The sequence below is a fragment of the Pseudomonas sp. Pse79 genome (assembly GCF_024519615.1).
In the GTDB taxonomy this organism is placed as follows: domain Bacteria; phylum Pseudomonadota; class Gammaproteobacteria; order Pseudomonadales; family Pseudomonadaceae; genus Aquipseudomonas; species Aquipseudomonas veronii.
Window position 1 is genome coordinate 169,524 of record NZ_JALJRR010000005.1, and the last position, 24,825, is coordinate 194,348.

Consider the following 24,825-nt stretch of genomic DNA (forward strand, 5'->3'; position numbering starts at 1 on the left):
TGCGCGGCTATTGACTCATCTGCGGATCAACACCATGTCCAACCTCGTCTCCACCCAGCCCAACCGGGGCTGGTCGTTCTGGTGGAAACCAGCGCTGTTCCTGCTGGTCGCCTGCATCGGCCTCTACTACGTGAAGTGGTCGCCCTACTACTTCAAGGCGTTCGTCGCCGCCGACAACCACAGCATCGGCGCGTCGATTCTCAATGACCAGCAAACCTCGCCACTGGCCGCGGCGCTGGCCTACGCCCAGGTGTATTTCCTGGCGATCTGGAAAGCCGCCGTTTTGGCGGTGATCTTGGGCTCGTTGCTGCAAGTGTTGATCCCCCGCGACTGGCTGCTGCGCCTGTTCGGGCGTGCCGGGCTGGGTTCGACCCTGCGCGGCGGGCTGTTCGCGCTGCCCGGAATGATGTGCAGTTGCTGCGCGGCACCGGTGGCGGCGGGCATGCGCCGGCAGCAAGTGTCGGTGGGCGCGGCGCTGGCGTTCTGGATCGCCAACCCGGTGCTGAACCCGGCCACCCTGGTATTCATGGGGTTTGTGCTGGGCTGGGGCTTCACGGCGTTAAGGCTGGTGGCGGGGATTGTGCTGGTGGTGGGCGTGTCCCTGGTGGCCCAGCGCATCGCGCGCCCGGAACAAGTGCCGGAAGCAGCGCTGGGCGCGGTGGCCGAGGCCAGCGTGATCGAGTCGCAACCGTTTTTCAGCCGCTGGTTGCGCACCCTGTGGCAACTGTTCTGGAGCACGATCCCGGTGTATATCCTGGCAGTGCTGGTGTTGGGCGCGGCGCGGGTCTGGCTGTTTCCTCATGTGGATGGGGCGATGGCCGACAGCCTGCTGTGGCTGGTGCCGCTGGCGATTGTCGGCACGCTGTTCGTGATTCCGACCGCCGCGGAGATTCCTATCGTACAAACCATGATGACGCTGGGCATGGGCAGCGGCCCGGCTGTGGCCCTGTTGATGACCCTGCCGAGCGTGAGCCTGCCGTCGCTGCTGATGTTGCGCAAGGATTTCGACGCGCGGGTGCTGGTCACCGTGGCCGGCTTGACCATGCTGGTAGGCGTGGTCTGCGGCTTGATTGGAGCGGCGATTCTGTAAGTGGCAGGCGGGGTTGAGGGCCTTATTGCAGGCAAGCATCAACCTCGCAACGCACCACGCTCGCGCAAATACTCCACCACCGCTGCCTGCTCCCCGACAAACTCGATGCGCGCGCCTTTGCTTTCACGCTGGAAGGCGTACATCGGGTCGTAGTACTCGCGCAGCAACCCTTCGATCCACACCCGGTGCAGGTCCACAGCGCCGCTGCGGGTCTGTTCCGCCAGGGCGTCCTGCAGAATCGCCTGCAACCGCTGGAAACGCTCGCCGCCCAGGCGCTTGTGGATATTGGCCAGGCTCTGGGTCAGGCGCTCGCCAAACAGGACGTAGCCGGTTTCGCCAAATACCGCGATGAATTCGGCGCAAAGGTCGACCACGTAATCGCGCAGGATACGTTCGACCCGACCTTCGACAGTGTCTTCCAGCCACACCATCGCAAAGGTCTGCATGCCCTTGTGCAACGGCAACGGCAGCGCACAACTGCCGATCATGCGGCTCTCATCCTCGACCACAAACTGCTCGACGCCGCCCGCGCGTTTTTTTAGCAGGTCCACCGCCAGGCGGTTCTCGAAGTCGATGTTGGACGGTTGCACCGTGGCCCGCTTGCCGAAGCTGGAACCGCGATGGTTGGCGTGGCCCTCCAGGTCCAGGGCGTTGCGCAGTTGGCCGAGCACTTCGGTCTTGCCAGTGCCGGTCATGCCGCCCAGCAACACGAAATCACACTCGGCGACCGCCTGTTCGACGGTCTCCAGCAAAAAACCACGCATGGCTTTGTAGCCGCCGCCGACGCGGTGGTACTCGATACCGGCTTCGGTTTTCAGCCATTGCTGCACGATCTGCGAGCGCAGCCCGCCACGAAAACAGTACAGGTAGCCATCGGGATTGGCCTGGGCGAACCGCGCCCATTGCTCGATACGCCCGGCCTTGATCGCCCCGGACACCAGTTCGTGCCCGAGCACGATAGCCGCTTGCTGGCCCTGCTGTTTGTAACAAGTGCCGACCCGCTGACGCTCGTCATCGGTCATCAGTGGCAGGTTGACCACGCCCGGGAACGCGCCCTTGGCGAACTCGACCGGCGCGCGGGTATCCATCATCGGCCGGTCGTTGAGGAAGATGTCGCGGTAGTCGGTGATGTCAGTCGCCATCAAAACACCTCTACCGCGTGGGTCTGTCGCTCAACCAATTCACCGATGGGCTCAAGGGTCAGGCCCAGTTCGCTGGCGACCGCATGAAACTCGGCGTCGCCCGCGGGCGTAACGGCGATCAGCAGGCCGCCGCTGGTCTGCGGGTCACACAGCACGCGCTTGTGCAGCTCCTGCAGGCGCCCGAGCTTGCTCGCGTAGCTGTCGAAGTTGCGCAAGGTGCCGCCCGGCATGCAGCCCTGGTCCAGGTAGTCCTCGATCCCGGGCAGGCGTGGGACTTTGTCGTATTCGATGCGTGCCGTCACGCCGCTGCCGTCAGCCATTTCCACCAAGTGGCCCAAAAGCCCGAAGCCGGTGACGTCGGTCATTGCCGTGACGCCGGCCAGTTTGCCGAAGCGGCTGCCAGGCTTGTTGAGGGTACACATCCAGTCACGAGCCAGGCCGATATCCGCCTCGCGCAATTTGCCCTTCTTTTCGGCAGTGGTCAGGATGCCGATGCCCAGGGGCTTGGTCAGGTACAAACGGCAGCCGACGGTGGCGGTGTCGTTGCGCTTCATATGGCGCTTTTGCACGATGCCGGTCACGGCCAGGCCGAAGATGGGCTCCGGCGCATCGATGGAGTGGCCACCGGCCAGGGGAATGCCGGCCTCGTCGCACACGGAGCGGCCGCCACGGATCACTTCGCGGGCAACCTCAGGCGCCAGGACATTCACCGGCCAGCCCAGAATGGCGATGGCCATCAACGGGTCGCCGCCCATGGCGTAGATGTCGCTGATCGCGTTGGTGGCGGCGATCCGGCCGAAGTCGAACGGGTCATCGACAATCGGCATGAAAAAATCAGTGGTGGAGACCACGCCGCGCTCGTCGTCGATGGCGTACACCGCCGCATCATCCCGCGAGGCGTTGCCCACCCACAGGTTGGGGTCAAGGTTCTGTGCGCCGCTGCCGGCGAGGATCACTTCCAATACCTGGGGCGAAATCTTGCAGCCACACCCCGCGCCATGGCTGTACTGGGTAAGGCGAATCGGCTCGTTCATGGTGGACCTCAAGCTATCAAGTGCGCGGATTCTAACAGACGGCAAAAAGCCGGCGGGGCTCTTACGAGCACAGCCGGCCTTTTTGGGGTGCTGCGATTACTGGCGGGCGGCCAGCAACCGCTTGTGGCGGTTGCGCCGGGCGATGTTCAAGCACTCGATCGCCGCCGAGAACGCCATGGCCGCATACACGTAGCCTTTTGGCACATGGGCGCCGAAGCCTTCGGCGATCAGGGTCATGCCGATCATGATCAGGAAGCCCAGGGCCAGCATCACCACGGTCGGGTTGTCGTGGATGAACTTGGCCAGCGGTTCAGCCGCCACCAGCATCACGATGACCGAGGTCACCACGGCAACGATCATGATCGGCAAATGCTCGGTCATGCCCACGGCGGTGATGATGCTGTCGATGGAGAACACCAGGTCGAGCATCAGGATCTGGCCGATGGCCGCAGCAAAACCGATGGACACGGCATTGCCGCTGCTGGCCTTCTCTTCAGGCTCCGGGTCCATGCTTTGATGGATCTCGGTGGTTGCCTTCCAGACCAGGAACAGGCCGCCGGCGATGAGGATCATGTCCTTCCACGAAAACGCCTGGCCGAGGATCTCAAACACTGGCGTGGTCAACTGCACGATGAACGCAATGGTGCTCAACAGGCCCAGGCGCAACACCAACGCCATGCTGATGCCGATGCGCCGCGCCTTGGCCCGGTGCTGCTCGGGCAATTTGTTGGTGAGGATCGAGATAAAGATCAGGTTATCGATGCCCAGCACGATTTCCATCACGATCAAGGTCGCCAGTGCGACCCAGGCGGTAGGGCTGGCGGCCAGTTGTACAAGGTAGTCCATAGATCAATCCTGACGTTGTGCTGGGAAATTAGGCTTCTTTACGCGTCGATTCAGACTCGTTTTGCGGCTGATCGTCTTTTTTCTGCGGACTGATCAGGCCTTGGGTCGCTTCACTCAATGCCTGCTCGGCGGCCTTGTGGGTGTCATCGATCACTTGCTTGGCCGATTCGCTGGCCTTGCCCATCACCTGCTGTGCGCTTTTTTCGACCTGATCACAACCGCTGACCACTACTAATGAAAGCGCAAGCAACGATGCCGCGCCCAGAGAATTGAGTTTCATGATGTTTTCCTCATTAGAACCATTGGGTCCAAATAGTGGCCCCTCGATAGCGATGCATTCTATGCAGGGGAACACTTCAGGAAAATTCGTATTTTTCTCGCGTATACTTCGGTTTTAACGAAGTGTAGGCCGGCATGCTCAATTACCGACAATTGCATTACTTCTGGGTGGTGGCCAAGACCGGCAGCATCGTGCGCGCCTGTGAGCAACTGAACCTCACCCCCCAGACCATCAGCGGGCAGATCAGTCTGCTCGAGCAAACCTTCGGTATCGCCCTGTTTCAGCGGGTCGGCCGTCAGCTCGAGCTGACCGAAGCCGGGCGCCAGGCGTTGCCCTATGCCGAGCAGATGTTCCAGACCGGCAACGAGTTGGAGGCGATGTTGCGCGCCCAGCCGAATGAGCAGCAGATTCTGTTTCGCGTCGGGGTGGCGGATGTGGTGCCCAAATCCATCGTCTACCGGCTGATCGCGCCGACCATGGAGCTCAGCGAGCCGATCCGCATCACCTGCCGCGAAGACAAACTCGAACGCCTGCTCGCCGACCTGGCGATCCAGCGCCTCGACCTAGTGATTTCCGACAGCCCCATGCCCACGCATCTGGACATCAAAGGCTACAGCCAGAAGTTGGGTGAATGCGGCATCAGTTTTTTCGCTACCCAAGCATTGGCTGACCGACACCGCGGCGTTTTCCCACAGTGTTTACAGGGCGCGCCGCTATTGATTCCGGGGGCGGAGACCGTAGTGCGCAGCCGCTTGCTGCGCTGGTTTGCCGAGCAACAGATCCAACCGAAGATCATCGGCGAGTTCGACGACAGTGCCTTGATGCAGGCATTCGGCCAATCCGGCAGCGGGATCTTTATCGCCCCCAGCGTGATCGCCGATGAGGTGGTGCGCCAGTACGGCGTCGCGCTGATTGGCCAGACCGAGGCAGTGACCGAATCGTTCTATGCGATTTCGGTGGAACGCAAGGTCAAGCATCCCGGCATCGTGGCGATTACCGAAGGCGCCAGGCGAGAACTGTTCACCGCCCTGCCCTGAGGGTTCAAGCGCCAGTCGGCAGCGGTTTGGCGCTCATCAGCCACAGCGCCAGCAGCATCGACACCAGGATGAACCCGGACGCAGCCAGGCCCAGGCTGGCCAGGCCGAGGGTGTCGATCACATGCCCACCGACCAAGGCGCCGAGACCGATACCGAGGTTTCCACCGGCAATATTCAGCGACGCGGCAAACGCCGGCGCATGCGGCGCGGCCTTCATCAGCCGCACATGGCTGACCAGGAACATCGCCGCCTGGGTCACGCCCCACACGGCCATCGCCGCCGCCAGGCCGATGGTGGAGTGAATCGCCGGCACCAACGCGACCATGCCGCCGATCATGAACCCGCAGAACACCATCGACGCAATCAAGGGGTGGCGATCCACCGCGCGGCCGCCCAGGGAGTTGCCGATCAACCCGACCGCGCCAAAGCCCATCAGGCACCAGCCGACCAGCGTGCCGTCGAAGCCGGCCAGGCGCTCAAGGATGTCGGCAAGGTAGGTGTAGGCGGTGAACATGCCGCTGAAGACCAGGATCGACAGCAGGATATGCCCCTGCATCAATGGACTGCGCAGCAGCTTGAATTGCGAGCGCAACGTCACCTGCGCGTTCTTCGCCTGTGTCACCGGCAGGTAGACAAACAGCAGCAGCGCCTTGGCCAAGGCAATCACCGCGAGGACCGCAAACGCGCTGCGCCAGCCGAACATATCGGAAATCAACGTGCCCACCGGAATGCCGAAGACGGTGGCGCAGACGATCCCGAAGCCGATCTTCTCGATGGCGCGACCGGCGTATGCCGGGCCGACGATGTCCACCGCCGTTTCACTGGCCAGCGCCCAGAACACCGGCAAACCCAACGCCGGAATCAAGCGCGCCAGGGACATCACCCAGATATTCGGCGCCAGCGCCGCCACGCCATTGGCCACGGCGAACATGATCAAAATCGTGATGAACAGGCGCTTGCGCTGGAACCGCGCGCAGTAGGCCGTGAGAAACGGGCCGAACGCCGCCACGGTGAACGCAAACAGCGTCACCAGCAGGCCGGCCTGGGACACGCTGACATTCAGGTCCCGGGCAATCGACGGCAACAGGCCGACGATAATGAATTCTGTGGTCAGCACGGTAAAACCGGCGGCCGACAGCAGCAGGATGGGAAACAGCATGAAAACTCCAGAAACGACAACATCAACGAAAGCCCGGAGGCCCGCTGACGAAGAAGAAAGATGAGAGACGGCGATATTAACAGGATCTGTGCGAATTGGCCGCAAATGGGTGACGGAATGCCGCATCAACAGGGACATTTCCTACAGCATGATAGACTCCGCGCCCGCTTCCTACAGCGCGCTCCACCTGCAATGCTGCGTCCTACTAAAAAAACCAGAGACAACCGTTTATGACTGCTGCCCCTTCCCTTTTCCAACGACTCACGCGCGTCAGCCTGGTCACGCAAATCGTCATCGGCCTGATCGCCGGCATTCTGCTCGCCTTCGTGTCGCCCGACGCCGCCAGGGCCACCGGTTTCATTGGCAAAGTGTTTGTCACCGCGCTGAAGGCCGTGGCGCCGATCCTGGTGTTCGTGCTGGTGATGGCGTCGATCGCCAACCACAAACACGGCCAGGAAACCCACATCAAGCCGATCCTGTTCCTCTACCTGCTGGGCACCTTCGCGGCCGCCGTGGTTGCAGTGATCGCCAGCACGCTGTTTCCCTCGCCGCTGGTGCTCGCCACCCACGACGCCACCGTGAGCGCCCCCGGCGGCATAGGCGAGGTGTTGCAGAGCCTGTTGCTGAGCGTGGTGGACAACCCGGTGAGCGCGCTGATGAACGCCAACTTTATCGGCATTCTGGCCTGGGCCATCGGCATGGGCATCGCGATTCGCCATGCCGGCGAAACCACTCGCACGGTGCTCGATGACCTGTCCAACGGCGTGACCTTGATCGTGCGCGTGGTGATCCGCTTCGCGCCCCTGGGGATTTTCGGCCTGGTGGCCTCGACCCTGGCCACCTCCGGCTTCGGCGCCCTGCTCGGTTACGCCCACCTGTTGGTGGTGCTGATCGGCTGCATGCTGTTCGTGGCGCTGGTGATCAACCCGGCCATCGTGTTCTGGAAACTGCGCCGCAACCCCTACCCACTGGTATTGATGTGCCTGCGCGAAAGCGGCATCACGGCATTCTTCACCCGCAGTTCGGCGGCGAACATTCCGGTGAACCTGGCGTTGAGCAAACGCCTGGGCCTGCATGAAGACACCTACTCGGTGTCGATCCCGCTGGGCGCCACCATCAACATGGCGGGTGCGGCGATCACCATCACCGTGTTGACCCTGGCCGCCGTACACACCCTGGGCATCATCGTAGACCTGCCCACCGCCGTGCTGCTCAGCGTGGTCGCCGCCATTTGCGCGTGCGGTGCGTCGGGCGTGGCCGGCGGTTCGCTACTGCTGATCCCGCTGGCGTGCAGCCTGTTCGGCATCTCCAGCGATATCGCCATGCAGGTGGTGGCCGTAGGTTTCATCATCGGTGTGTTGCAGGACTCGGCGGAAACCGCGCTCAACTCGTCCACCGATGTGCTGTTTACTGCGGCGGCGTGCCTGGGCAAGGAAGAGCAGCCGGTTTAAACAGCGCTCGCAAAAAAGCCCGGGGCCGTTCACAGCGGAACGACCCCGGGCTTTTTTATTTTATGCGCTCAGTACACGGTTATTCAGAAAGCACCCATGTAATCACGCTTGCCCACTTCCACACCGTTGTGACGCAACAGCGCGTAGGCGGTGGTGACGTGGAAGAAGAACTGCGGCAGGCCGTAGGTCAGCAGGTAGGACTGGCCGCTGAAGCGTTTCTCTTTCGGCGTGCCTGGGCGAGTGATGATCTCGATGCCTTCTTTGCCGTCGATTTGCTCGGGCTTGATGCTGTCCATAAACGCCAGGACCTTGGCGATCAGCGCTTGCAGGTCGGCGAAGGTCACTTCGTTGTCTTCGTATTTCGGCACTTCGATCTCGGCCAGGCGCGCGGAAACGCCCTTGGCGAAGTCGACGGCGATCTGCACCTGGCGCACCAGTTGGAACATGTCCGGGAACAGGCGCGCTTGCAGCAAGGCGTTGGGTTCGATGTTCTTCGCGGTGGCGTGGGCTTCGGCTTTGTCCAGCACACCGCTCAGGGCGGTGAGCATTTGCTTGAAGACTGGGACGGAAGCGGCGTACAGGGAAATAGTCATGACAGTCTCATCGGTAAGGGCTGGGTTGGAACCAGCAGCGATTATAGCCATGCCGGCCGCTTGTCTTTTATTTTTTCAGGATTAGGCTAGTGCGTTCACTGCATAGGGAAAGCGCGATGACCGCTGAGCACGATACCGACACCCCTGAGCCGCGCCTGAACAGCACGGAAATCCGCATCCTGGGCTGCCTGATCGAAAAACAGGCGACCAACCCGGAAACCTACCCCCTGACCCTCAACGCGCTGGTGCTGGCGTGCAACCAGAAGACCAGCCGCGAGCCGGTGATGAACCTCAGTCAAGGCCAGGTCGGCCAAAGCCTGCGCGTGCTGGAAGGCCAGGGTTTCACCCGCCTGGTCATGGGCAGCCGCGCCGACCGCTGGGAACACCGGGTCGACAAGGCCCTGGAATTGGTGCCGGCCCAGGTGATCCTGACCGGGCTGCTGTTTCTGCGTGGGCCGCAGACGGTCAACGAACTGCTGACCCGCAGCGGGCGCATGCATGACTTCGAAGACGCCGACCAGGTCGTACACCAGTTGGAACGCCTGATTGCGCGGGGGCTGGCCGTGCTGGTGCCGCGCCAGGCGGGGCAACGCGAGGATCGCTATACCCACGCGCTGGGCGACCCGGCGGATATCGAGGCGATTATCGCGGCGCGCGGCAACCCGGTGGAACGCGGGGCCGGCGGGGTCTCAGTCGAGCGCATCGAAGAGCTGGAAGCGCGGATTGCCGCGCTCGAAGAACGGCTGGCACAGCTGGAACAGGCCTGACACGCTCAACCCCCTGTAGGAGCCGGCTTGCCTGCTCCTACAGGTGATTGGCCGCGCTGTTCAGCCTCGCGCAAACGCGACGGCGCTTTCGAACTGCTCCTGGGTCGGCCGCACCCCGGTGTACAACACAAACTGCTCCAGCGCCTGGATCGCGATCACTTCCAGCCCGGTGATCACGCGCTTGCCTTGGGCACGTGCGCGCACGATCAACGGTGTTTCCGCCGGGATCGCCACCACATCGAACACAGTCTGCGCCTGGTCCACCGCGTCAGCCTCGAAAGCCAACTGATCGGCCTCGGCCCCGCCGGTCATGCCGATCGGCGTGACGTTGATCAACATCTGCGGGCGCAGATCGCCCAATTGCGCCTGCCATTGATAACCCAGGCTCTGCGCCAGCGCCCTGCCCGCCGCTTCGTTACGCGCCACGATCACGCCATTGGCATACCCGCCGTCGCGCAGGGCACTGGCCACGGCTTTGGCCATGCCGCCGCTGCCGCGCAGGGCAAAGGTCGAATCTGTCGGCACTGCATGCTTTTTCAACAGTTGCGCGATGGCGATGTAGTCGGTGTTGTAGGCCTTGAGATGGCCGGCCGTGTTGACGATGGTGTTCAGGGACGCGATGGCTTTGACCGAACTGTCCAGTTCGTCCACCAGGGCAATACTGGCCTCCTTGAACGGCATCGACACCCCGCAACCGCGAATCCCCAACGCCCGGATACCGCCGATCGCGCCGGCTAAATCCTGGCTGCTGAAGGCTTTATAGTAGAAATTCAGACCCAGTTGTTCATACAAATGGTTATGAAATCGCAGGCCGAAATTCCCGGGACGCGCCGACAGTGACATGCACAGTTGGGTATCCTTGTTGGGGTGCATCTGCATGGGTAACTCCTTGAAGTAAGCAAATCGGTACAGACCTTACACAATCTTTACCAATCGGCCGTGCTGTTTTTCAGAAATACGTTGTCTTAAAAGTATCCCCGCGACATTACTTGAGCCAATTGATTGCAGGCCACAAGCGCAGGGGCTAACCGAGGAATGACCATGATTCGTAAAATCCCCAAGATCGCCTTGCTTATCGGTGCACTCGCTATGGCAGGCCAAGCCTCCGCCCACGGTGGTGGATGGGGTGGTCCGGCCGTCTTGGGTGCGTTAGTCGGCGCCGCCGTCGTAGGCTCCGTGGTTGCCAGCCAACCCCGTGAAGTCTATGTGCAGCAGCCGGTGTATGTGCAACCGCAACCGGTTTACGCCGCACCGCCGCCTGTGTACTACGCACCACCGCCGCCGGTGTATGTGCAACAAGAAGTCTATTACCGCCCGGCGCCGGTGTATTACGGGCCACCGCGTGGCTATTACGGCCACCCCCACGGCTACTATGGTCGCGGTTGGTAAGCTTGAACCGATCTGCCTGAACCGGCCTCGCCCACCCGCGGGGCCTTTTTTTGCATGGCGTTTTATCGCACCTCGTGCGGATTGATCGTACCAAGGTCGCTATAAGGACAATGGCCGAGTCGTAATCCCACATCATCGAAGCCGAAAGTCTACTTGCCCGACCGGGTCTAGCGCTGTCATGTTTGTGTCACGACTCACTTTCACTATCCCACCTCTGAACCCGATAACAACAAGGACGGCTGACCATGCCCACGCAAAACCCACACCACGTAGCCGGACTCTGTACGTCCAGCAAGGTCTACAGCGCACTGACCGAACTCAAGCACCTGGAAGGCCACCGCAGCGCAAAATTCCTCGCACTGCTGACCGAAAGCCTGGTGCGCAAAGGCCTGCTCAATGAGCAAGAAGTGGTACACATGCTCGATCAAGTGGTGGAGTGACGCCTGGCGTTGATGTCGACTATCAAGCCGGGTGATTTTTCCTCGACGCTGGCACCCCGTAAGGTGACCCTCATAGCGATTGGAGGTCCATATGCCCACTATTCAGATCATGTCCGTCATCGGCAGCGCCGTTCCTGCCCCCCTGCGCAAGCTGGGTATACTCGCCTGCTGGTACCTGATGCACGATGGCGAACCCGTCAGCGGCCCGCTCACGTCGTTATCGGCTGCCGAGCAACAAGCGGCAACCTTCAGGCTGCGCGCCTGAGGCCTAGGGCAACGGCAACTTGAGCCGCGGCTTGCTTTCGACAAACAACGCCCAGCTGGACATGAACAACGCCGCCACCAGCGGCCCGATCACGAAGCCGTTGAGGCCGAACACCGACAAGCCGCCCAGGGTCGAGATCAGAATCAGGTAGTCCGGCATCTTGGTGTCCTTGCCCACCAGAATCGGGCGCAGCACGTTATCCACCAGGCCGATGACGAACACACCGAACAGGCTCAGCACCACGCCTTGCCAGATCGCCCCGCTCAACAGGAAGTACGCCGCCACCGGCCCCCACACGATCCCCGCGCCCACCGCCGGCAGCAGCGACAAAAACGCCATCAGCACCGCCCAGAGCAACGCGCTGGGAATGTCCAGAAACCAGAAGATCAAACCGCCCAACGCCCCTTGGGTCACGGCAACCAACACGTTGCCCTTGACCGTGGCGCGCACCACGCGGTTGAACTTGAGTTGCAGGCGGCGCTTTTGCGGCTCGGCCAGCGGCACCGCCGTGCGGACTTTTCGCACCAGCTCCGGGCCGTCACGCAGCAGGAAAAACAGCAGATACAGCATGATGAAAAAACTCACCAGGAAATCGAACGTGCCCTGGCCAAAGCTGAACGCCTGACTGGCGAAGAACTGGCTGCCCTGCATCGCACTCTTGACGATTTTCTCGCGCAGGCTTTCCAGGTTGCCCATGCCGAAGCGGTCCAGAAGGTGCTGAAAATAAGGTGGCAGGAAGTTCTTGAACTGTTCGATATACCCGGCCACGTCCAGCTTGCCGCTTTCGACATTTTTGTACAGCGTGGCCCCCTCCTGCACCAGCAAGGCGCTGGTGATGATCACCGGCAGAATCGCAATCACCAGGCACACCGTCAGGGTGGCCAGGGAGGTCAGGTTGCGGTTCCAGCCTGATTTCACCTGCAGGCGCCGCTGCATCGGGGCAAAGATGATGCCCAGGATGACCGCCCAGAACACCGCGCCGTAAAACGGCAGCAATATCCAGATAAAGGCAACGGTCACCAGGGCCAGCAGTAACAGCAGAGTCTTGAATTGCAGGTTGGTTTGATTCATGTCCGATCCAGGTCAAAAAGCCGGGCGCACGCTTGCGTCCACGTGCTTAGTCCGTCGCAAATCCCGGGAGTGCCTTTTTTGTTGCAGCAAGCGTAGACCTGGATCAATAAATCCCTGCACGCGTTCGGCTACGCTCGCGGCCTTTTGGGCCCCACTCCCCATGTCTCTCGTCCTTGCACCCGAACTGCTCGCCCCCGCCGGCACCCTGAAAAACATGCGCTACGCCTTCGCCTACGGCGCCGATGCGGTATACGCCGGCCAGCCGCGCTACAGCCTGCGCGTGCGCAACAACGAATTCGACCACGCCAACCTGGCCCTGGGCATCGAGGAAGCCCATGCACTGGGCAAGCGTTTCTACGTGGTGGTCAACATCGCGCCGCACAACGCCAAGCTGAAGACCTTCCTCAAGGACCTGGCCCCGGTGATCGCCATGGGCCCGGATGCGTTGATCATGTCCGACCCCGGGCTGATCATGCTGGTGCGTCGCCACTTCCCGATGATGCCCATCCACTTGTCGGTGCAGGCCAATACCGTGAACTGGGCCAGTGTGGAATTCTGGCAACAGCAGGGCATCTGCCGGGTGATCCTGTCGCGGGAATTGTCCTTGGAAGAGATCGGCGAAATCCGCGAGCAAGTGCCGGCCATGGAGCTGGAAGTGTTTGTCCATGGCGCGTTGTGCATGGCCTATTCCGGGCGCTGCCTGCTCTCCGGCTATATGAACAAGCGCGACGCCAACCAAGGCACCTGCACCAACGCCTGCCGCTGGAAATACCAGGCCACGCCGGCGGTGGAAAACGTCACCGGCGATATCGTCCAGGAATATCAGCCGGAACCCACACTGGGCATTGGCGCGCCGACCGATCAGGTGTTCCTGTTGCAGGAGGCCAACCGCCCGGATGAACAGATGCCCGCCTTCGAAGACGAGCACGGCACCTACATCATGAACGCCAAGGACCTGCGCGCGGTGCAGCATGTGGAGCGCCTGACCCGCATGGGCGTGCATTCGTTGAAGATCGAAGGCCGCACCAAGTCCCACTTCTACTGCGCGCGCACCACCCAGGTGTATCGCCAGGCCATCGATGACGCCGTGGCCGGTCGCGAATTTGACCGCAACCTGATGACCAACCTGGAGTCACTGGCCCAACGCGGCTACACCGAAGGTTTCCTGCGTCGCCATGTACACGACGAGTACCAGAACTACCAGAACGGCAGTTCGGTGTCGGAACGTCAGCAGTTCGTCGGCGAATTGACCGGCGAGCGCCGGGGCGAGCTGGCGGAGGTCAAGGTGAAGAACCGCTTTGCGGTGGGCAATCACCTGGAACTGATGACCCCCGCCGGCAACTTTCACTTCGACCTGGCCACCCTGCACAACGCCAAGGGCGAAGCCATCGAGGTGGCGCCGGGGGATGGGCACACGGTGTATGTGCCCTTGCCGGCGCAGATGGATCTGCGTTTCGGCCTGTTGATGCGCGACGTCGAGTAACCCCGTTCAGATCCTGAACTGAGCCACCAGTTGGCCCAAGCGCTGGCCGAGGTCGGCCAGGCTGCGCGACGTCTGGGCGCCCAACTGGGTTTCATCGGCCACGCTGTCGACCGCCACGGCAATCTGATGCACGCTGCGGTTGATCTCTTCGGCCACCGCGGTCTGCTCTTCGGCGGCGCTGGCAATTTGCGCGTTCATCGAGTTGATGGTGCCGATCAACTGCGCCATGGTGTCCAGCGACGCCCCGGCTTCGTTGGCTTGGGCCGAGGTGCCGTCCCCGGCATCGCTGGAGCGGCGCATGGCCTCCACGGCGGCGACGGTGCCTTTTTGCAGGCGATCGATCATGCCCTGGATTTCCTGGGTGCTGGTCTGGGTACGACTGGCCAGGGCACGCACTTCGTCGGCGACCACGGCAAAGCCGCGACCGGCCTCCCCCGCCCGCGCCGCTTCGATCGCGGCGTTAAGGGCCAACAGGTTGGTCTGCTCGGCAATCGAGCGGATAACGCCGAGCACGCTGACAATCGACGACACATCCTGCTGCAAGCTGTCGAGGGACACGCCGCTGCTGCGGATATCGTTCACCAACGCATGGATCTGCGCGATGCTGCCGTCCACCACGCGCTTGGCGGCCTGGCCCTCGGCGTCGGTCTGTTGCGCAGCCACGGAAGCGCCTTGGGCACTGCGCGCCACTTCCTGGGCGGCGGAAGACATTTGATTGATCGCGGTGGCCACCTGGTCGGTCTCGTGACGCTGACGCTCCATGGCCTGCTCCGAACGCTGCGCCTGGTCGGACACCTGGCCCACCAGCCCGGTGAGTTGCGCGGTCATTTCGGTGATCTGGCGCACCAAACCGTGGATCTTTTCGACAAACCGGTTGAAGGCCCCGGCCAGATCGCCCAGCTCATCCTGGCTGGTGATAGCCAGGCGCCGCGTCAGGTCGCCCTCACCGGCAGCGATATCGTCGAGGTTGGCTTTCATCAGATGCAGCGGACGCAGGATGGTATTGGCCAGGACCATGCCCGCCGCCGCAATCACCAGCAGCACCAGCACGGCCACACCGAAGATACTCAGCAATACGCCCTCCATGCGCTTCTTGACCTTGGCCTCGACCACCGCCACCTGGGCATCGATGCCATCCAGGTTGACCGAGGTGCCGAATACCATGTCCCACTTGGGCAGGTATTCGGTGTAGCCGAGCTTGGGCACCAGTTCGGTCTGGCCGGGCTGGGTCGAGCTGTATTGCAGGTAGTGGGTGCCGTCCTTGCCGACCTTGACCAGGTCGCGGTTGACGTAGACGCCATTGGGGTCGCGGTTGTCCTTGAAGCTCTTGCCCACGCCGTCTGGGCTGTTGCCCTTGAACAGGCGGATGGTTTCGGAGTCGTAGCCGAAGAAGTAGCCATCCTTGCCGTAGCTGGTATTGGACAGCAGCTTGACCACCTTGGCACGCGCCGCCGTATCGCCCGGGGCGGCGGCGTCGTAGAGCGGTTTGATGGTGGTCATGGCCACTTCCACATAGCTCTGCAGAGTGGCCTTGGCGGCGTCGAGCAAGTGCTGGCGGGTCTCATCCACCTCGTTGCGCGCTTGCCCCTTGAGGATCCACACCGTGGTCAGGCTGATCACCAACGCAAACAACAGCACCGGCACTATGGCCAGGCACAGGACTTTGACCTTCAGGCTCAGACGCATGGCTTTTCTCTCTTATTAGTGGCGGCTTGAGAGGTTAACGGCCAGTTGCGCGGATTCTGTAGGACGACCTCGTCAGAGCGTCATCGCCGCCACCCAGCCAAACACCAGCAGCGGGATGTTGTAATGCAGGAACGTCGGCACCACGGTGTCCCAGATATGGTGGTGCTGGCCGTCGATATTCAGGCCGGAGGTCGGGCCCAGGGTCGAGTCCGACGCCGGCGAACCGGCATCGCCCAAGGCGCCGGCCGTGCCGACGATGCACACAATGGCCAGCGGGCTGAAGCCCAGTTGCACACACAGCGGCACGAAAATCGCGGCCAGGATCGGCACCGTGGAAAACGACGAACCGATGCCCATGGTCACCAGCAGCCCCACCAGTAACATCAGCAACGCCCCGATTCCACGGCTATGGCCGATGAACGCCGCCGACGTTTCCACCAGCGAGCGCACGTCACCGGTGGCCTTGAGCACTTCGGCGAAGCCTGAAGCGGCAATCATGATGAAACCGATCATCGCCATCATCTTCATGCCTTCGGTGAACAGGTCGTCGGTCTCGCGCCAGCGCACAATGCCCGATACCGAGAAAATCAAAAACCCGGCCAGGGCGCCGATGATCATCGAGTCCAACCACAACTGAATGATGAACGCCGAGGCGATCGCCAGGCCGGCCACCAGCAGGGTCAGTGGGTTGTATTGCACCGCGACCTGTTCGACCCGCTCGATTTTCTCCAGGTCGTACACGCGCTTTTTACGGTAGCTGACAAACACCGCCACCAGCAGGCCGACCACCATGCCCAGCGCCGGCAGGCCCATGGCGTGGGTCACATTGACCTGGCTGATATCCACGCCGCTCTTGGCCACGTTGGCCAGCAGGATCTGGTTGAGAAAGATGTTGCCGAAGCCCACCGGCAGGAACATGTAGGGCGTGATCAAACCGAAGGTCATCACGCAGGCGATCAGGCGACGGTCCAGTTGCAGTTTGGTCAGCACGTACAGCAACGGCGGCACCAGCAGCGGGATAAACGCGATATGAATCGGCAGGATGTTTTGCGAGGCAATCGCCACCACCCACAGCAGGCCGATCAGTAGCCATTTGACATGGCTGCCGCCGCTGGCTTCCTGGCGATCGACCAGCAGCAGCGCCTTGTCCGCCAGGGCATGGGCCAGGCCGGACTTGGCAATCGCCACCGCGAAAGCGCCGAGCAATGCGTAGGACAAAGCCACTGTCGCGCCACCACCCAGCCCACCGTTGAAGGCCTGGAGCGTGGCGTCGATGCCCAGGCCACCGGTCAGCCCGCCCACCAGGGCGCCGACGATGATGGCGATGACCACATGCACGCGGGACAAGCTGAGCACCAGCATGGTGCCGACCGCGGCGATGACTGCGTTAATCATGGTTACCTCAAGCAAAAAACAAAATACAGGCATGCCCGCACCGGCATGACTGCCGGTGTGCAGGCTGGAAGGAGGTCTTATTAGAGGGCGCGCACTTTGCAGCAGGCGCGGTCGCATGTCAAAAAACGACGTCGTCTGCAAATTTAAATTGAACGTTTGAATAAAGAAAAAAATACAGCCGCCGATATAAAGGCTCTCTATGTTTTCAGGTAAAGGATGCTCCGCGATGTCCCTCAGACAGCTGTCCATTCAATGGAAAATCACCCTGCTCGCCGGCCTCTGCCTGCTGGGGATCGTGACCCTGCTGGTGGGTCTGTCGCTGTATCGCATGGAACAGAGTTCGCAGCAGGTCAAAGCCTCCAGCATGCACATGCTCGACGAAGCGGCCCGGGCGCGTATCGAAGCCCAGGGCGAAGCGCAGGCGCTGGGCATCCGCCAGCAGTTCATGGATGCCTATCAATACGGTCACGGGTTTTCCCGCCAGGTGCTGTTCCTGCGCGAACAGGCAGAAAAGCGCTTCCTTGACGCCTTCGACACCCGTGAAGACTTGACCCGCCAGGTCAAGGCCGCCTTGCAGGCCAACCCCGACCTGCTCGGCTTGTCCCTGGTGTTCGAAGCCAATGCCCTGGACGGCAAGGATGAGCTGTTCGTCAACCAGCCAGAGCTGGGCAGCAACGACAAAGGCCGATTCGCCCTCTATTGGTCACAGCCGACGCCCGGCAAACTCACCGCCATGTCGCTGCCCGAAAGCGACATGTCCGACACCAGCATCGGCCCGAGTGGAGAAAAGGCCAACGCCTGGTTCACCTGCCCACGCACCACCCTCAAACCGTGTGTGATCGAACCGTACTTCTATGTCATCGACGGCCAAAACGTACTGATGACCAGCCTCGTGTTCCCGCTGATAGTGAATGGCAAAGTCATCGCCTCGCTGTCGGTGGACATCAACCTCAACAGCCTGCAGGCGGTGAGCCAGCAGGCGAGCCACACGCTGTATGACGGCCAGACCCAGGTCAGCATTCTCAGCGCCACCGGCTTGCTGGCCGGCTACAGCCCGGATGCGAGCAAGCTCAGCCAGCGTCTGGACCAGGTCGACACCGCCAGCGGCGCGCAATTGCTCAGCGCCCTGGCCGGCAGTACGCGGATCAGCAGCCTGCGCGCCGACCATCGACTCAAGGTCCTGGCACCGTTCACGCCGATCCCCGGCGGCAAGCCGTGGGGCGTGTTGCTGGATGTGCCGGAAAAAATCCTGGTAGGCCCGGCCGAAGCGCTCAAGGCGCAACTGGACGCCGACAACGCCCGCGGCACCCTGCTCGAGTTGAGCCTGGGCCTGCTCGCCGCCGTGATCGGCCTGGGACTGGTGTGGCTGATGGCGCGCAGCGTGACCCGGCCGATCCTGAGCGTGGCGCACATGCTCGAAGACATCGCCAGCGGCGAAGGCGACCTGACCCGTCGCCTGGACTACGCCAAACAGGACGAGTTGGGGCAACTGGCCGGCTGGTTCAACCGCTTCCTCGACAAACTGCAGCCGATCATCGCCGAGGTCAAACGCTCGGTGCAGGACGCCCGCGGCACCGCCGACCAATCCGCCGCGATCGCCAGCGAAACCAGCGCCGGCATGGAGCAGCAATACCGCCAGGTCGACCAGGTGGCCACCGCCTCCCATGAAATGAGCGCCACCGCCCAGGACGTCGCCCGCAGTGCGGCCCAGGCCGCCCAAGCCGCGCGCGATGCCGACCAGGCCACCCGTGACGGCCTGCAGGTGATCGACCGCACCACCACCAACATCGGCCATCTGGCGGCGGACATGAGCACCGCCATGGCCCAGGTTGAAGGCCTCGCGACCAACAGTGCGCAGATCGGCTCGGTGCTCGAAGTGATTCGCGGCATCGCCGAGCAGACCAACCTGCTGGCCCTCAACGCCGCCATCGAAGCGGCCCGGGCCGGTGAGGCCGGCCGTGGGTTTGCCGTGGTCGCCGACGAAGTGCGCAACCTGGCGCGTCGCACCCAGGAGTCGGTGGAAGAAACCCGCCTGGTGATCGAGCAACTGCAAAGCGGCACCACCGATGTGGTCGGCGCCATGGGCAACAGCTATCGCCAGGCCCAGAGCAGCGTCGAACAAGTCGGCGAGGCGGTCACCGCCCTGCGCCAGATCGGCGCCGCGGTCACAGTGATCAGCGACATGAACCTACAGATCGCCAGCGCCGCCGAAGAGCAAAGCGCAGTGGCCGAGGAGATCAACAGCAACGTGGCGACAATCCGCGATGTCACCGAGTCGCTGTCGGAACAGGCCAACGAATCGGCGCGCGTCAGCCAGGCGTTGAACCACCTGGCCAATCAGCAACAGGGGTTGATGGATCATTTCCAGGTGTGAGTGACCGACACCGACTCTGAAGGAAATCCAATGTGGGAGGAGGCTTGCCCCCGATTGCAGTGGGTCAGTCAAAGGCTACATCGACTGATTCACCGCTATCGGGGGCAAGCCCCCTCCCACACTTTTGATCGGCTGGTCATCGCCTGGCCATGATTAATACATGTAAACGATGTCTCCGGTTTCAAACGTAAAGGATGTCTCCGGTCTGTACCGGAGCAAGCCCCCTCCCCCCCTTTTTGATCGACCTCAGCGTTTGGGCAGTTCGATCAGCACTTTGAGCCCGCCCAGTTGGCTTTCCTGCAACTGCAACACCCCGCCCCACACCTCAACGATATCGCGCACGATCCCCAGGCCCAGGCCATGGCCGTCGGTCTGTTCATCCAGGCGCGTACCACGGCTGAACACCCGGTCGTGTTGGGCTTCGGGAATGCCGGGGCCGTCGTCTTCCACCGCCAGCAGGTAACTGTGCGGCGTCTCGCCGATGCTCAGGCGCACCTGCGCATCCGCCCATTTGCAGGCGTTATCCAGCAGGTTGCCGAGCAGCTCCAGCAGGTCTTCGCGGTCCCAGGGCAATTGCAGGCCAGGGACGGCGTGGTGGCTCAAGTCCAGGTGGTCGCCGTGGACCATGTTCAGGGTCGCCAGCAGGCCCGGCAGTTCGTTCGCGCAATCAAACAAGGCGCCGGGCAGGGTGTCGCCGGCCAGGCGTGCGCGGTTGAGTTCGCGGTCGAGGCGCTGTTGCACCTGTTCAAGCTGTTGGCGCAGCAGCGTGCGCAAGCGCGGCTGATCCTTGAGCGCTTCGCTCGACGCCGCGCTCAACAGCACCGACAGCGGGGTTTTCAGCGCGTGGCCGAGGTTGCCCAGGGCATTGCGTGAACGCTTGAGGCTGTCTTCAGTGTGAGCCAGCAGGTGGTTGATCTGCGCCACCAGCGGTTCCAGCTCCTGCGGCACCTGGGTGTCGAGTTGCGAGCGCTGGCCCTGTTGCAGCTGGGCGATCTGGTTGCGCGCAACTTCCAGCGGGCGCAAGGCGCGACGGACCGTGACCCGTTGCAGGATCAACACCAGCAACAGGGCCGCCACCCCCAGCACCAGGCCGATCTGACGCATCAGCCGAAAGCTTTCACGCACGGGCGTGTAGTCCTGGGCCACGCTGATGGAAATCAATTGGCCGAAGCGCTTGTAGTCCGAACGCAGTACCAACAGTTGCTGGCCTTCCGGCCCCAGCTGCAGATTGCCCTTGAGCCCGGCCGCGGGCAGGCGTGGCAGCTCCTGGTCCCACAACGAGCGGGAGCGCCAGTGGATGTCGGCGAAATCGATACGGAAATAATGCCCCGAGAACGGCCGCTGATAGGCCGGCGCCAGGCGTTGCTCGTCGAGTTGCACGCCATTCGGCCCGCGCACCAGCGCCACCAGCAGGTTCTCGCTGTCGTTGCGCAGACCGGCCTCCAAATAGCGCTGCAAACCGGCTTCGAACAACCACAGGCTGGTTTGCGCCAGCACCACGCCGACCACCACCATCACGCTGATCAGCCCCAGGCTCAGGTGCCGCTGGATCGACTTCATGCAGGACTGGCGCCGAACCGGTAACCCTGGCCGCGCCGGGTCTCGATCACGCTGCGGCCCAATTTGCGGCGCAGGTGGTTGACGTGGACTTCGAGCACATTCGAATCGCGCTCGGTCTCACCGTCATACAAATGCTCGGCCAGATGGCTTTTCGATAGGATCTGTTGCGGGTGCAACATGAAATAGCGCAGCAAGCGAAACTCGGCGGCGGTCAGCTGGATTTCGTCGCCGTCGCGCAGCACGCATTGGCGCCCTTCATCCAGGTGCAGGCCGGCCGCTTGCAAGGTCGGCTGGTTGGCCTGGCCATGGGAGCGGCGCAACAGCGCCTGGACACGCAGGTGCAGTTCTTCGGGGTGAAACGGTTTGCTCAGGTAATCGTCGGCGCCGGCCTTGAGCCCTTCGATGCGCTCGGCCCAGGAATCGCGCGCGGTGAGGATCAGCACCGGGGTGGCCAGCGCGGCCGCGCGCCATTGCGCCAACACCTCAAGCCCGGGCAAGCCGGGCAGGCCGAGGTCGAGGATGATCAAGTCATAGGGTTCGCTGCGGCCCTGGTACGCGGCATCGCGCCCATCGGCCAGCCAATCGACGGCATAGCCCTGGCGCTGCAGGCCGGCCAGCAGTTCATCGGCCAGCGGTACGTTGTCTTCCACCAACAGCAGGCGCATCAGTCTTCCTCGTCTTTGATCAGCGCACCGCTGGTGGCGTCGAGTTTGATCTCGCGCACCACACCGTCGGTCGTCACCAGTTCCACTTCATAGGCATATTGCTCGTCCTTTTTCTCAAGCTCCGCTTCCAGCAGCCGCGAGCCGGGGTGGCGCGCCATGGCCTGCTGCAACAGTTGCTCGAGCGGCAGGATCACCCCCTGCTGGCGCAGTGCCAAGGCTTCGTCCTGGTTGAGGTCGCGGGCTGACAGGCTTGAGCAAAACGCCAGGAGCACCAGCCCCGCCCAGCCAGCGGCGCGTCGATATACCTTCATTACGTATCCTGATGATTCTTGAGCACATGCCCGGTGAGCGCGTCCAATTCAACCTCCCATTCGATGCCGTCGACATCCTCCAGTTCGACCTCGTAGAGGTACTTGCCGTAGACCTCGTCCAGGTCGGTGTCCAGCAGGGTCGAACCGGGATGCAAGGCCAGGGCCGTAGCGTCCAGCTGATCGAAGGCGACAATAGTAACAGTGCCGGGCCCGCGGAGTGACTTGTCGGGGTCGACTGCCTGGGCCTGTGCCGCCAAAGAGGCAATGAACCCGGCGGCGACCAGCATTGTAAGACGCTTCATGCTGAGTCTCCGTTTCACGATATTTGTCCTACACCCGACAGCGTATCCGCGGCAACTTAACTGAAACTGAATTGCCACCATGGCAATTCGCGTCACCCGCGTTTTCCTTCACCCGGCGAGATTTTCTATACTGCCCCGCTCGCTTCAACAGAGACCGGTATGACAGCCATCCACATCAAGTTTCCCGCCCTGACCCTCAAGGCCGGCAAACGCGCCTTTGCGCGCATTCGCGAGCAAGGCCTCAAGCCTGCCGATGTCGGTATCCTTCCCGGTGCGGCAGGCGGGCCCAAGGCCTTGGGCATCCAGGGCCTGGACCTGGCGCTGTTCGGCGAGTGGCTGCCCCGAGCGCCACGCGAACGTGCGCTGATCGGTGCCTCCATCGGTTCCTGGCGGTTTGCCAGCGCCTGCCTGCCCGACCCGGTGCAAGGCCTGCTCGACCTCGGCCGCCTGTACAACGAACAACGCTTCGCCAAAGGCGTGACCATGGCCGAGGTCAGCCAGAGCTGCCGGCGCATGCTCGATGACCTGCTGGCCGGGCGCGATGCGCGGGTACTGGACAACGCCGGCTATCGGCTGAACATCATGGTGGTCAAGAGCCACGGCCTGCTCGCCGATGACCACCGCGGGCGGCTGGGCCTGGGCCTGTCGTCGGTGATTGCCGACAACCTGCGCGGCCGCGCGCGGCTGTCGCGGCATTTCGAGCGGCTGATCATCCATGACCCGCGCCAGGCGCCGCCAGTGCATGCGCTGCGGGATTTTCCGTCGCGCTTCCTCAACCTGAACCTGGGCAACCTGCGCCAGGCGCTGCTGGCGTCCGGCTCGATTCCCCTGGTGATGCAAGGCGTGCGCGACCTGCCTGGCGCCGGTGCCGGCACCTACCGCGACGGCGGCCTGCTGGATTACCATCTCGACCTGCCCTACCACGGCGATGACATCGTGCTATACCCGCACTTCACCGACCGCGTCATCCCCGGCTGGTTCGACAAGGGCCTGCCGTGGCGACGCAGCAATCAACAAGGCTTGCAGGACGTGTTGCTGCTGGCGCCGTCGAAGGACTACCTGGCCCGCCTGCCCCACGGCAAACTGCCGGACCGCAGCGACTTCAAGCGCTTTCTGGGCGATGACGCGACTCGCAACAAATACTGGCAAACCGCAATGAGCGAGAGCCGGCGCCTGGGCGATGAGTTTCTGCACCTGGCCGACCAGGGTGGCCTGGGCGAGCGCTTGCAGGCGCTTTGACCCAGCGGTATGCGCGAGGCGCAATGTAGCTGTTAAACTCGCCGCCTGCCAGAAACCTGACCGAGCTGAAAAATACTGTGGAAATCTTCAAGGAATTTACATTCGAATCCGCCCACCGCCTGCCCCACGTGCCAGACGGCCACAAATGCGGGCGCCTGCATGGGCATTCGTTCAAGGTGGCGATCCACCTGAGCGGCGACCTGGACCCCCATACCGGCTGGATTCGCGACTTCTCGGAGATCAAGGCGATTTTCAAGCCGCTCTATGAACGCCTCGACCACAACTACCTGAACGACATCCCCGGCCTGGAAAACCCCACCAGCGAAGTACTGGCCAAGTGGATTTGGACCGAATTGAAACCCCTGCTGCCCGAACTCAGCGCGATTCGCATCCATGAAACCTGCACCAGCGGCTGCATCTATCGCGGCGAGTAACCCTCACGTCAACGCCCTGCGGGAGCGCCCCATGGAAAACACCTGGCTGGCCCAGGCCAAACGCTTGCAGGCATTGGCTTCCACGGGGCTGCACTTTTGCACCGACGACTTCGAACGCGAGCGCCTGGAAGAAATTGCCGAGATCGCCCACAGCATGCTCGCGCAATTGGGCAATGTGCCGCTGGAGCGCATCAGCGGGCTGGTCCCGGATTTCGCCCAGCGCTATTCGACGCCGATGATCGATGTACGCGGCGCGGTGATCGACGGCGAGCGCATTCTGCTGGTGCGCGAGGCGACCGATGGTTGCTGGGCGCTGCCGGGGGGCTATGCCGATATCGGTCTGTCGGCCGCAGAAAACATCGTCAAGGAGATCCGCGAGGAAGCCGGGCTGACCGTGACGGCGCGGGCGCTCTACAGCGTCACGCACAAGGCCAAGGGCTTGTATCGCCCGGATGTGCGGGACTTCTACAAGCTGTATTTCCTGTGTGAACGGGTCGACCAACTGGCGCCGACGGCCGGGTTCGAAACCACCGAGGTGGGCTTTTTCGCCCTCGACGACCTGCCGCCGCTGTCCCGTGGGCGCACCATCGAAAGCGATCTCGAGGCGGCCTTTGCGTTTCATCGCGGCGAAACCACGCTGACGCTGTTCGACTGATCCAATTTGTATCACCGCTGCACCGCTTTCGTGCCCGATTGGGCACCGCGACCACTCCCGCCCGCGTTCCGCGCCTGTCTGGCGATAAATCCTGTGCATACTGCACAACACCCACCGTGCGCCCGTCACTGCTGCTCAATTGGCACGCGCGGTGCAA

26 protein-coding genes and 2 pseudogenes are annotated in these 24,825 nt (G+C 62.5%); 13 read left to right on the forward strand and 15 right to left on the reverse strand.

The window, feature by feature from the left end; all coding sequences use genetic code 11:
* Positions 1-34 precede the first annotated feature (34 nt).
* Complete coding sequence (locus tag NR164_RS09100) at positions 35-1,090, forward strand: permease (RefSeq protein ID WP_026140034.1); 1,056 nt, start codon at positions 35-37, stop codon at positions 1,088-1,090.
* A gap of 38 nt (positions 1,091-1,128) precedes the next feature.
* Here NR164_RS09100 and mnmH read toward each other — a convergent pair whose 3' ends face one another.
* The 4 genes from mnmH to NR164_RS09120 form a co-directional block, all read right to left on the reverse strand.
* Entirely contained in the window at positions 1,129-2,232 is a 1,104-nt protein-coding gene (gene mnmH / locus NR164_RS09105) for a tRNA 2-selenouridine(34) synthase MnmH (protein WP_256822650.1), read from the reverse strand.
* Positions 2,232-3,266: a selenide, water dikinase SelD gene (gene selD / locus NR164_RS09110; protein ID WP_057004903.1), complete on the reverse strand. Its 1,035-nt coding sequence runs from the start codon at positions 3,264-3,266 to the stop codon at positions 2,232-2,234. The genes mnmH and selD overlap by 1 nt, the downstream gene beginning before the upstream one ends.
* Positions 3,267-3,362: 96 nt before the next feature.
* On the reverse strand, positions 3,363-4,112 hold the full coding sequence (locus NR164_RS09115) for a TerC family protein (protein WP_017847032.1): 750 nt from the start codon (positions 4,110-4,112) through the stop codon (positions 3,363-3,365).
* A 28-nt stretch (positions 4,113-4,140) separates the two neighbouring features.
* Complete coding sequence (locus NR164_RS09120) at positions 4,141-4,392, reverse strand: hypothetical protein (RefSeq protein WP_017847031.1); 252 nt, start codon at positions 4,390-4,392, stop codon at positions 4,141-4,143.
* Between the two features lie 134 nt (positions 4,393-4,526).
* On the opposite strand from NR164_RS09120, the gene nhaR reads away from it, so the two are divergent.
* Positions 4,527-5,429 carry a transcriptional activator NhaR gene (nhaR, locus tag NR164_RS09125; protein WP_017847030.1) on the forward strand — a complete coding sequence of 301 codons (903 nt, stop codon included), beginning with the start codon at positions 4,527-4,529 and terminating at the stop codon, positions 5,427-5,429.
* Between the two features lie 4 nt (positions 5,430-5,433).
* Here the strand turns inward: nhaR and NR164_RS09130 are convergent, their stop codons facing one another.
* Positions 5,434-6,588: an MFS transporter gene (locus NR164_RS09130; RefSeq protein WP_046483161.1), complete on the reverse strand. Its 1,155-nt coding sequence runs from the start codon at positions 6,586-6,588 to the stop codon at positions 5,434-5,436.
* A gap of 230 nt (positions 6,589-6,818) precedes the next feature.
* Between NR164_RS09130 and sstT the strand changes: the two genes are divergently transcribed.
* Positions 6,819-8,039: a serine/threonine transporter SstT gene (gene sstT, locus NR164_RS09135; RefSeq protein WP_256822651.1), complete on the forward strand. Its 1,221-nt coding sequence runs from the start codon at positions 6,819-6,821 to the stop codon at positions 8,037-8,039.
* Positions 8,040-8,122: 83 nt separating this feature from the next.
* Here sstT and NR164_RS09140 read toward each other — a convergent pair whose 3' ends face one another.
* Complete coding sequence (locus NR164_RS09140; RefSeq protein ID WP_017847025.1) at positions 8,123-8,632, reverse strand: DUF1993 family protein; 510 nt, start codon at positions 8,630-8,632, stop codon at positions 8,123-8,125.
* 116 nt (positions 8,633-8,748) lie between these two features.
* Between NR164_RS09140 and NR164_RS09145 the strand changes: the two genes are divergently transcribed.
* Entirely contained in the window at positions 8,749-9,399 is a 651-nt protein-coding gene (locus tag NR164_RS09145) for a YceH family protein (protein WP_017847024.1), read from the forward strand.
* A 60-nt stretch (positions 9,400-9,459) separates the two neighbouring features.
* Here NR164_RS09145 and NR164_RS09150 read toward each other — a convergent pair whose 3' ends face one another.
* Complete coding sequence (locus NR164_RS09150; RefSeq protein WP_046384034.1) at positions 9,460-10,278, reverse strand: shikimate 5-dehydrogenase; 819 nt, start codon at positions 10,276-10,278, stop codon at positions 9,460-9,462.
* A gap of 156 nt (positions 10,279-10,434) precedes the next feature.
* On the opposite strand from NR164_RS09150, the gene NR164_RS09155 reads away from it, so the two are divergent.
* From NR164_RS09155 to NR164_RS09165, 3 genes are all read left to right on the forward strand, one after another.
* Positions 10,435-10,788 carry a hypothetical protein gene (locus NR164_RS09155; protein ID WP_046384035.1) on the forward strand — a complete coding sequence of 118 codons (354 nt, stop codon included), beginning with the start codon at positions 10,435-10,437 and terminating at the stop codon, positions 10,786-10,788.
* Between the two features lie 245 nt (positions 10,789-11,033).
* A complete protein-coding gene (locus NR164_RS09160) occupies positions 11,034-11,228 on the forward strand; it encodes a hypothetical protein (protein WP_017847021.1) in 195 nt (64 codons plus the stop codon).
* Between the two features lie 91 nt (positions 11,229-11,319).
* Positions 11,320-11,493: a hypothetical protein gene (locus tag NR164_RS09165; RefSeq protein WP_046384036.1), complete on the forward strand. Its 174-nt coding sequence runs from the start codon at positions 11,320-11,322 to the stop codon at positions 11,491-11,493.
* Positions 11,494-11,496: 3 nt separating this feature from the next.
* Here the strand turns inward: NR164_RS09165 and NR164_RS09170 are convergent, their stop codons facing one another.
* The gene (locus NR164_RS09170) at positions 11,497-12,564 is read right to left on the reverse strand and encodes an AI-2E family transporter (protein WP_017847019.1); all 1,068 of its coding nucleotides are present in this window, start codon (positions 12,562-12,564) and stop codon (positions 11,497-11,499) included.
* 160 nt (positions 12,565-12,724) lie between these two features.
* On the opposite strand from NR164_RS09170, the gene yegQ reads away from it, so the two are divergent.
* The gene (gene yegQ, locus NR164_RS09175) at positions 12,725-14,047 is read left to right on the forward strand and encodes a tRNA 5-hydroxyuridine modification protein YegQ (protein ID WP_079443293.1); all 1,323 of its coding nucleotides are present in this window, start codon (positions 12,725-12,727) and stop codon (positions 14,045-14,047) included.
* Between the two features lie 6 nt (positions 14,048-14,053).
* Here the strand turns inward: yegQ and NR164_RS30520 are convergent, their stop codons facing one another.
* From NR164_RS30520 to NR164_RS09185, 3 genes and pseudogenes are all read right to left on the reverse strand, one after another.
* Positions 14,054-14,875 carry a methyl-accepting chemotaxis protein gene (locus tag NR164_RS30520; RefSeq protein WP_370737509.1) on the reverse strand — a complete coding sequence of 274 codons (822 nt, stop codon included), beginning with the start codon at positions 14,873-14,875 and terminating at the stop codon, positions 14,054-14,056.
* A gap of 36 nt (positions 14,876-14,911) precedes the next feature.
* Positions 14,912-15,733, reverse strand: a pseudogene (locus NR164_RS30525) (cache domain-containing protein); the annotation flags it as partial.
* Positions 15,734-15,805: 72 nt separating this feature from the next.
* The gene (locus NR164_RS09185; RefSeq protein ID WP_164887027.1) at positions 15,806-17,125 is read right to left on the reverse strand and encodes a Na+/H+ antiporter family protein; all 1,320 of its coding nucleotides are present in this window, start codon (positions 17,123-17,125) and stop codon (positions 15,806-15,808) included.
* A gap of 1,372 nt (positions 17,126-18,497) precedes the next feature.
* Between NR164_RS09185 and NR164_RS30530 the strand changes: the two are divergent.
* Positions 18,498-18,644, forward strand: a pseudogene (locus NR164_RS30530) (HAMP domain-containing protein); the annotation flags it as partial.
* A 102-nt stretch (positions 18,645-18,746) separates the two neighbouring features.
* On the forward strand, positions 18,747-19,502 hold the full coding sequence (locus tag NR164_RS30535; RefSeq protein WP_370737510.1) for a methyl-accepting chemotaxis protein: 756 nt from the start codon (positions 18,747-18,749) through the stop codon (positions 19,500-19,502).
* A 246-nt stretch (positions 19,503-19,748) separates the two neighbouring features.
* Here the strand turns inward: NR164_RS30535 and NR164_RS09195 are convergent, their stop codons facing one another.
* Genes NR164_RS09195 through NR164_RS09210 form a run of 4 tightly spaced genes read right to left on the reverse strand, consistent with a single transcriptional unit; the run spans position 19,749 to position 22,340 of the window.
* Positions 19,749-21,062: a sensor histidine kinase gene (locus NR164_RS09195; protein ID WP_256822654.1), complete on the reverse strand. Its 1,314-nt coding sequence runs from the start codon at positions 21,060-21,062 to the stop codon at positions 19,749-19,751.
* On the reverse strand, positions 21,059-21,727 hold the full coding sequence (locus NR164_RS09200) for a response regulator transcription factor (RefSeq protein ID WP_046384042.1): 669 nt from the start codon (positions 21,725-21,727) through the stop codon (positions 21,059-21,061). The genes NR164_RS09195 and NR164_RS09200 overlap by 4 nt, the downstream gene beginning before the upstream one ends.
* Complete coding sequence (locus NR164_RS09205) at positions 21,727-22,038, reverse strand: PepSY domain-containing protein (RefSeq protein WP_017847012.1); 312 nt, start codon at positions 22,036-22,038, stop codon at positions 21,727-21,729. The genes NR164_RS09200 and NR164_RS09205 overlap by 1 nt, the downstream gene beginning before the upstream one ends.
* On the reverse strand, positions 22,038-22,340 hold the full coding sequence (locus NR164_RS09210) for a PepSY domain-containing protein (protein WP_017847011.1): 303 nt from the start codon (positions 22,338-22,340) through the stop codon (positions 22,038-22,040). Before NR164_RS09210 ends, NR164_RS09205 begins: the two co-directional genes overlap by 1 nt.
* Positions 22,341-22,499: 159 nt before the next feature.
* On the opposite strand from NR164_RS09210, the gene NR164_RS09215 reads away from it, so the two are divergent.
* The 3 genes from NR164_RS09215 (at position 22,500) to NR164_RS09225 (ending at position 24,668) form a co-directional block, all read left to right on the forward strand.
* The gene (locus tag NR164_RS09215; RefSeq protein WP_079443289.1) at positions 22,500-23,579 is read left to right on the forward strand and encodes a hypothetical protein; all 1,080 of its coding nucleotides are present in this window, start codon (positions 22,500-22,502) and stop codon (positions 23,577-23,579) included.
* Positions 23,580-23,656: 77 nt separating this feature from the next.
* Entirely contained in the window at positions 23,657-24,013 is a 357-nt protein-coding gene (gene queD / locus NR164_RS09220; RefSeq protein WP_017736453.1) for a 6-carboxytetrahydropterin synthase QueD, read from the forward strand.
* Between the two features lie 31 nt (positions 24,014-24,044).
* Positions 24,045-24,668: an NUDIX hydrolase gene (locus NR164_RS09225; RefSeq protein WP_017847009.1), complete on the forward strand. Its 624-nt coding sequence runs from the start codon at positions 24,045-24,047 to the stop codon at positions 24,666-24,668.
* Positions 24,669-24,825: the final 157 nt, after the last annotated feature.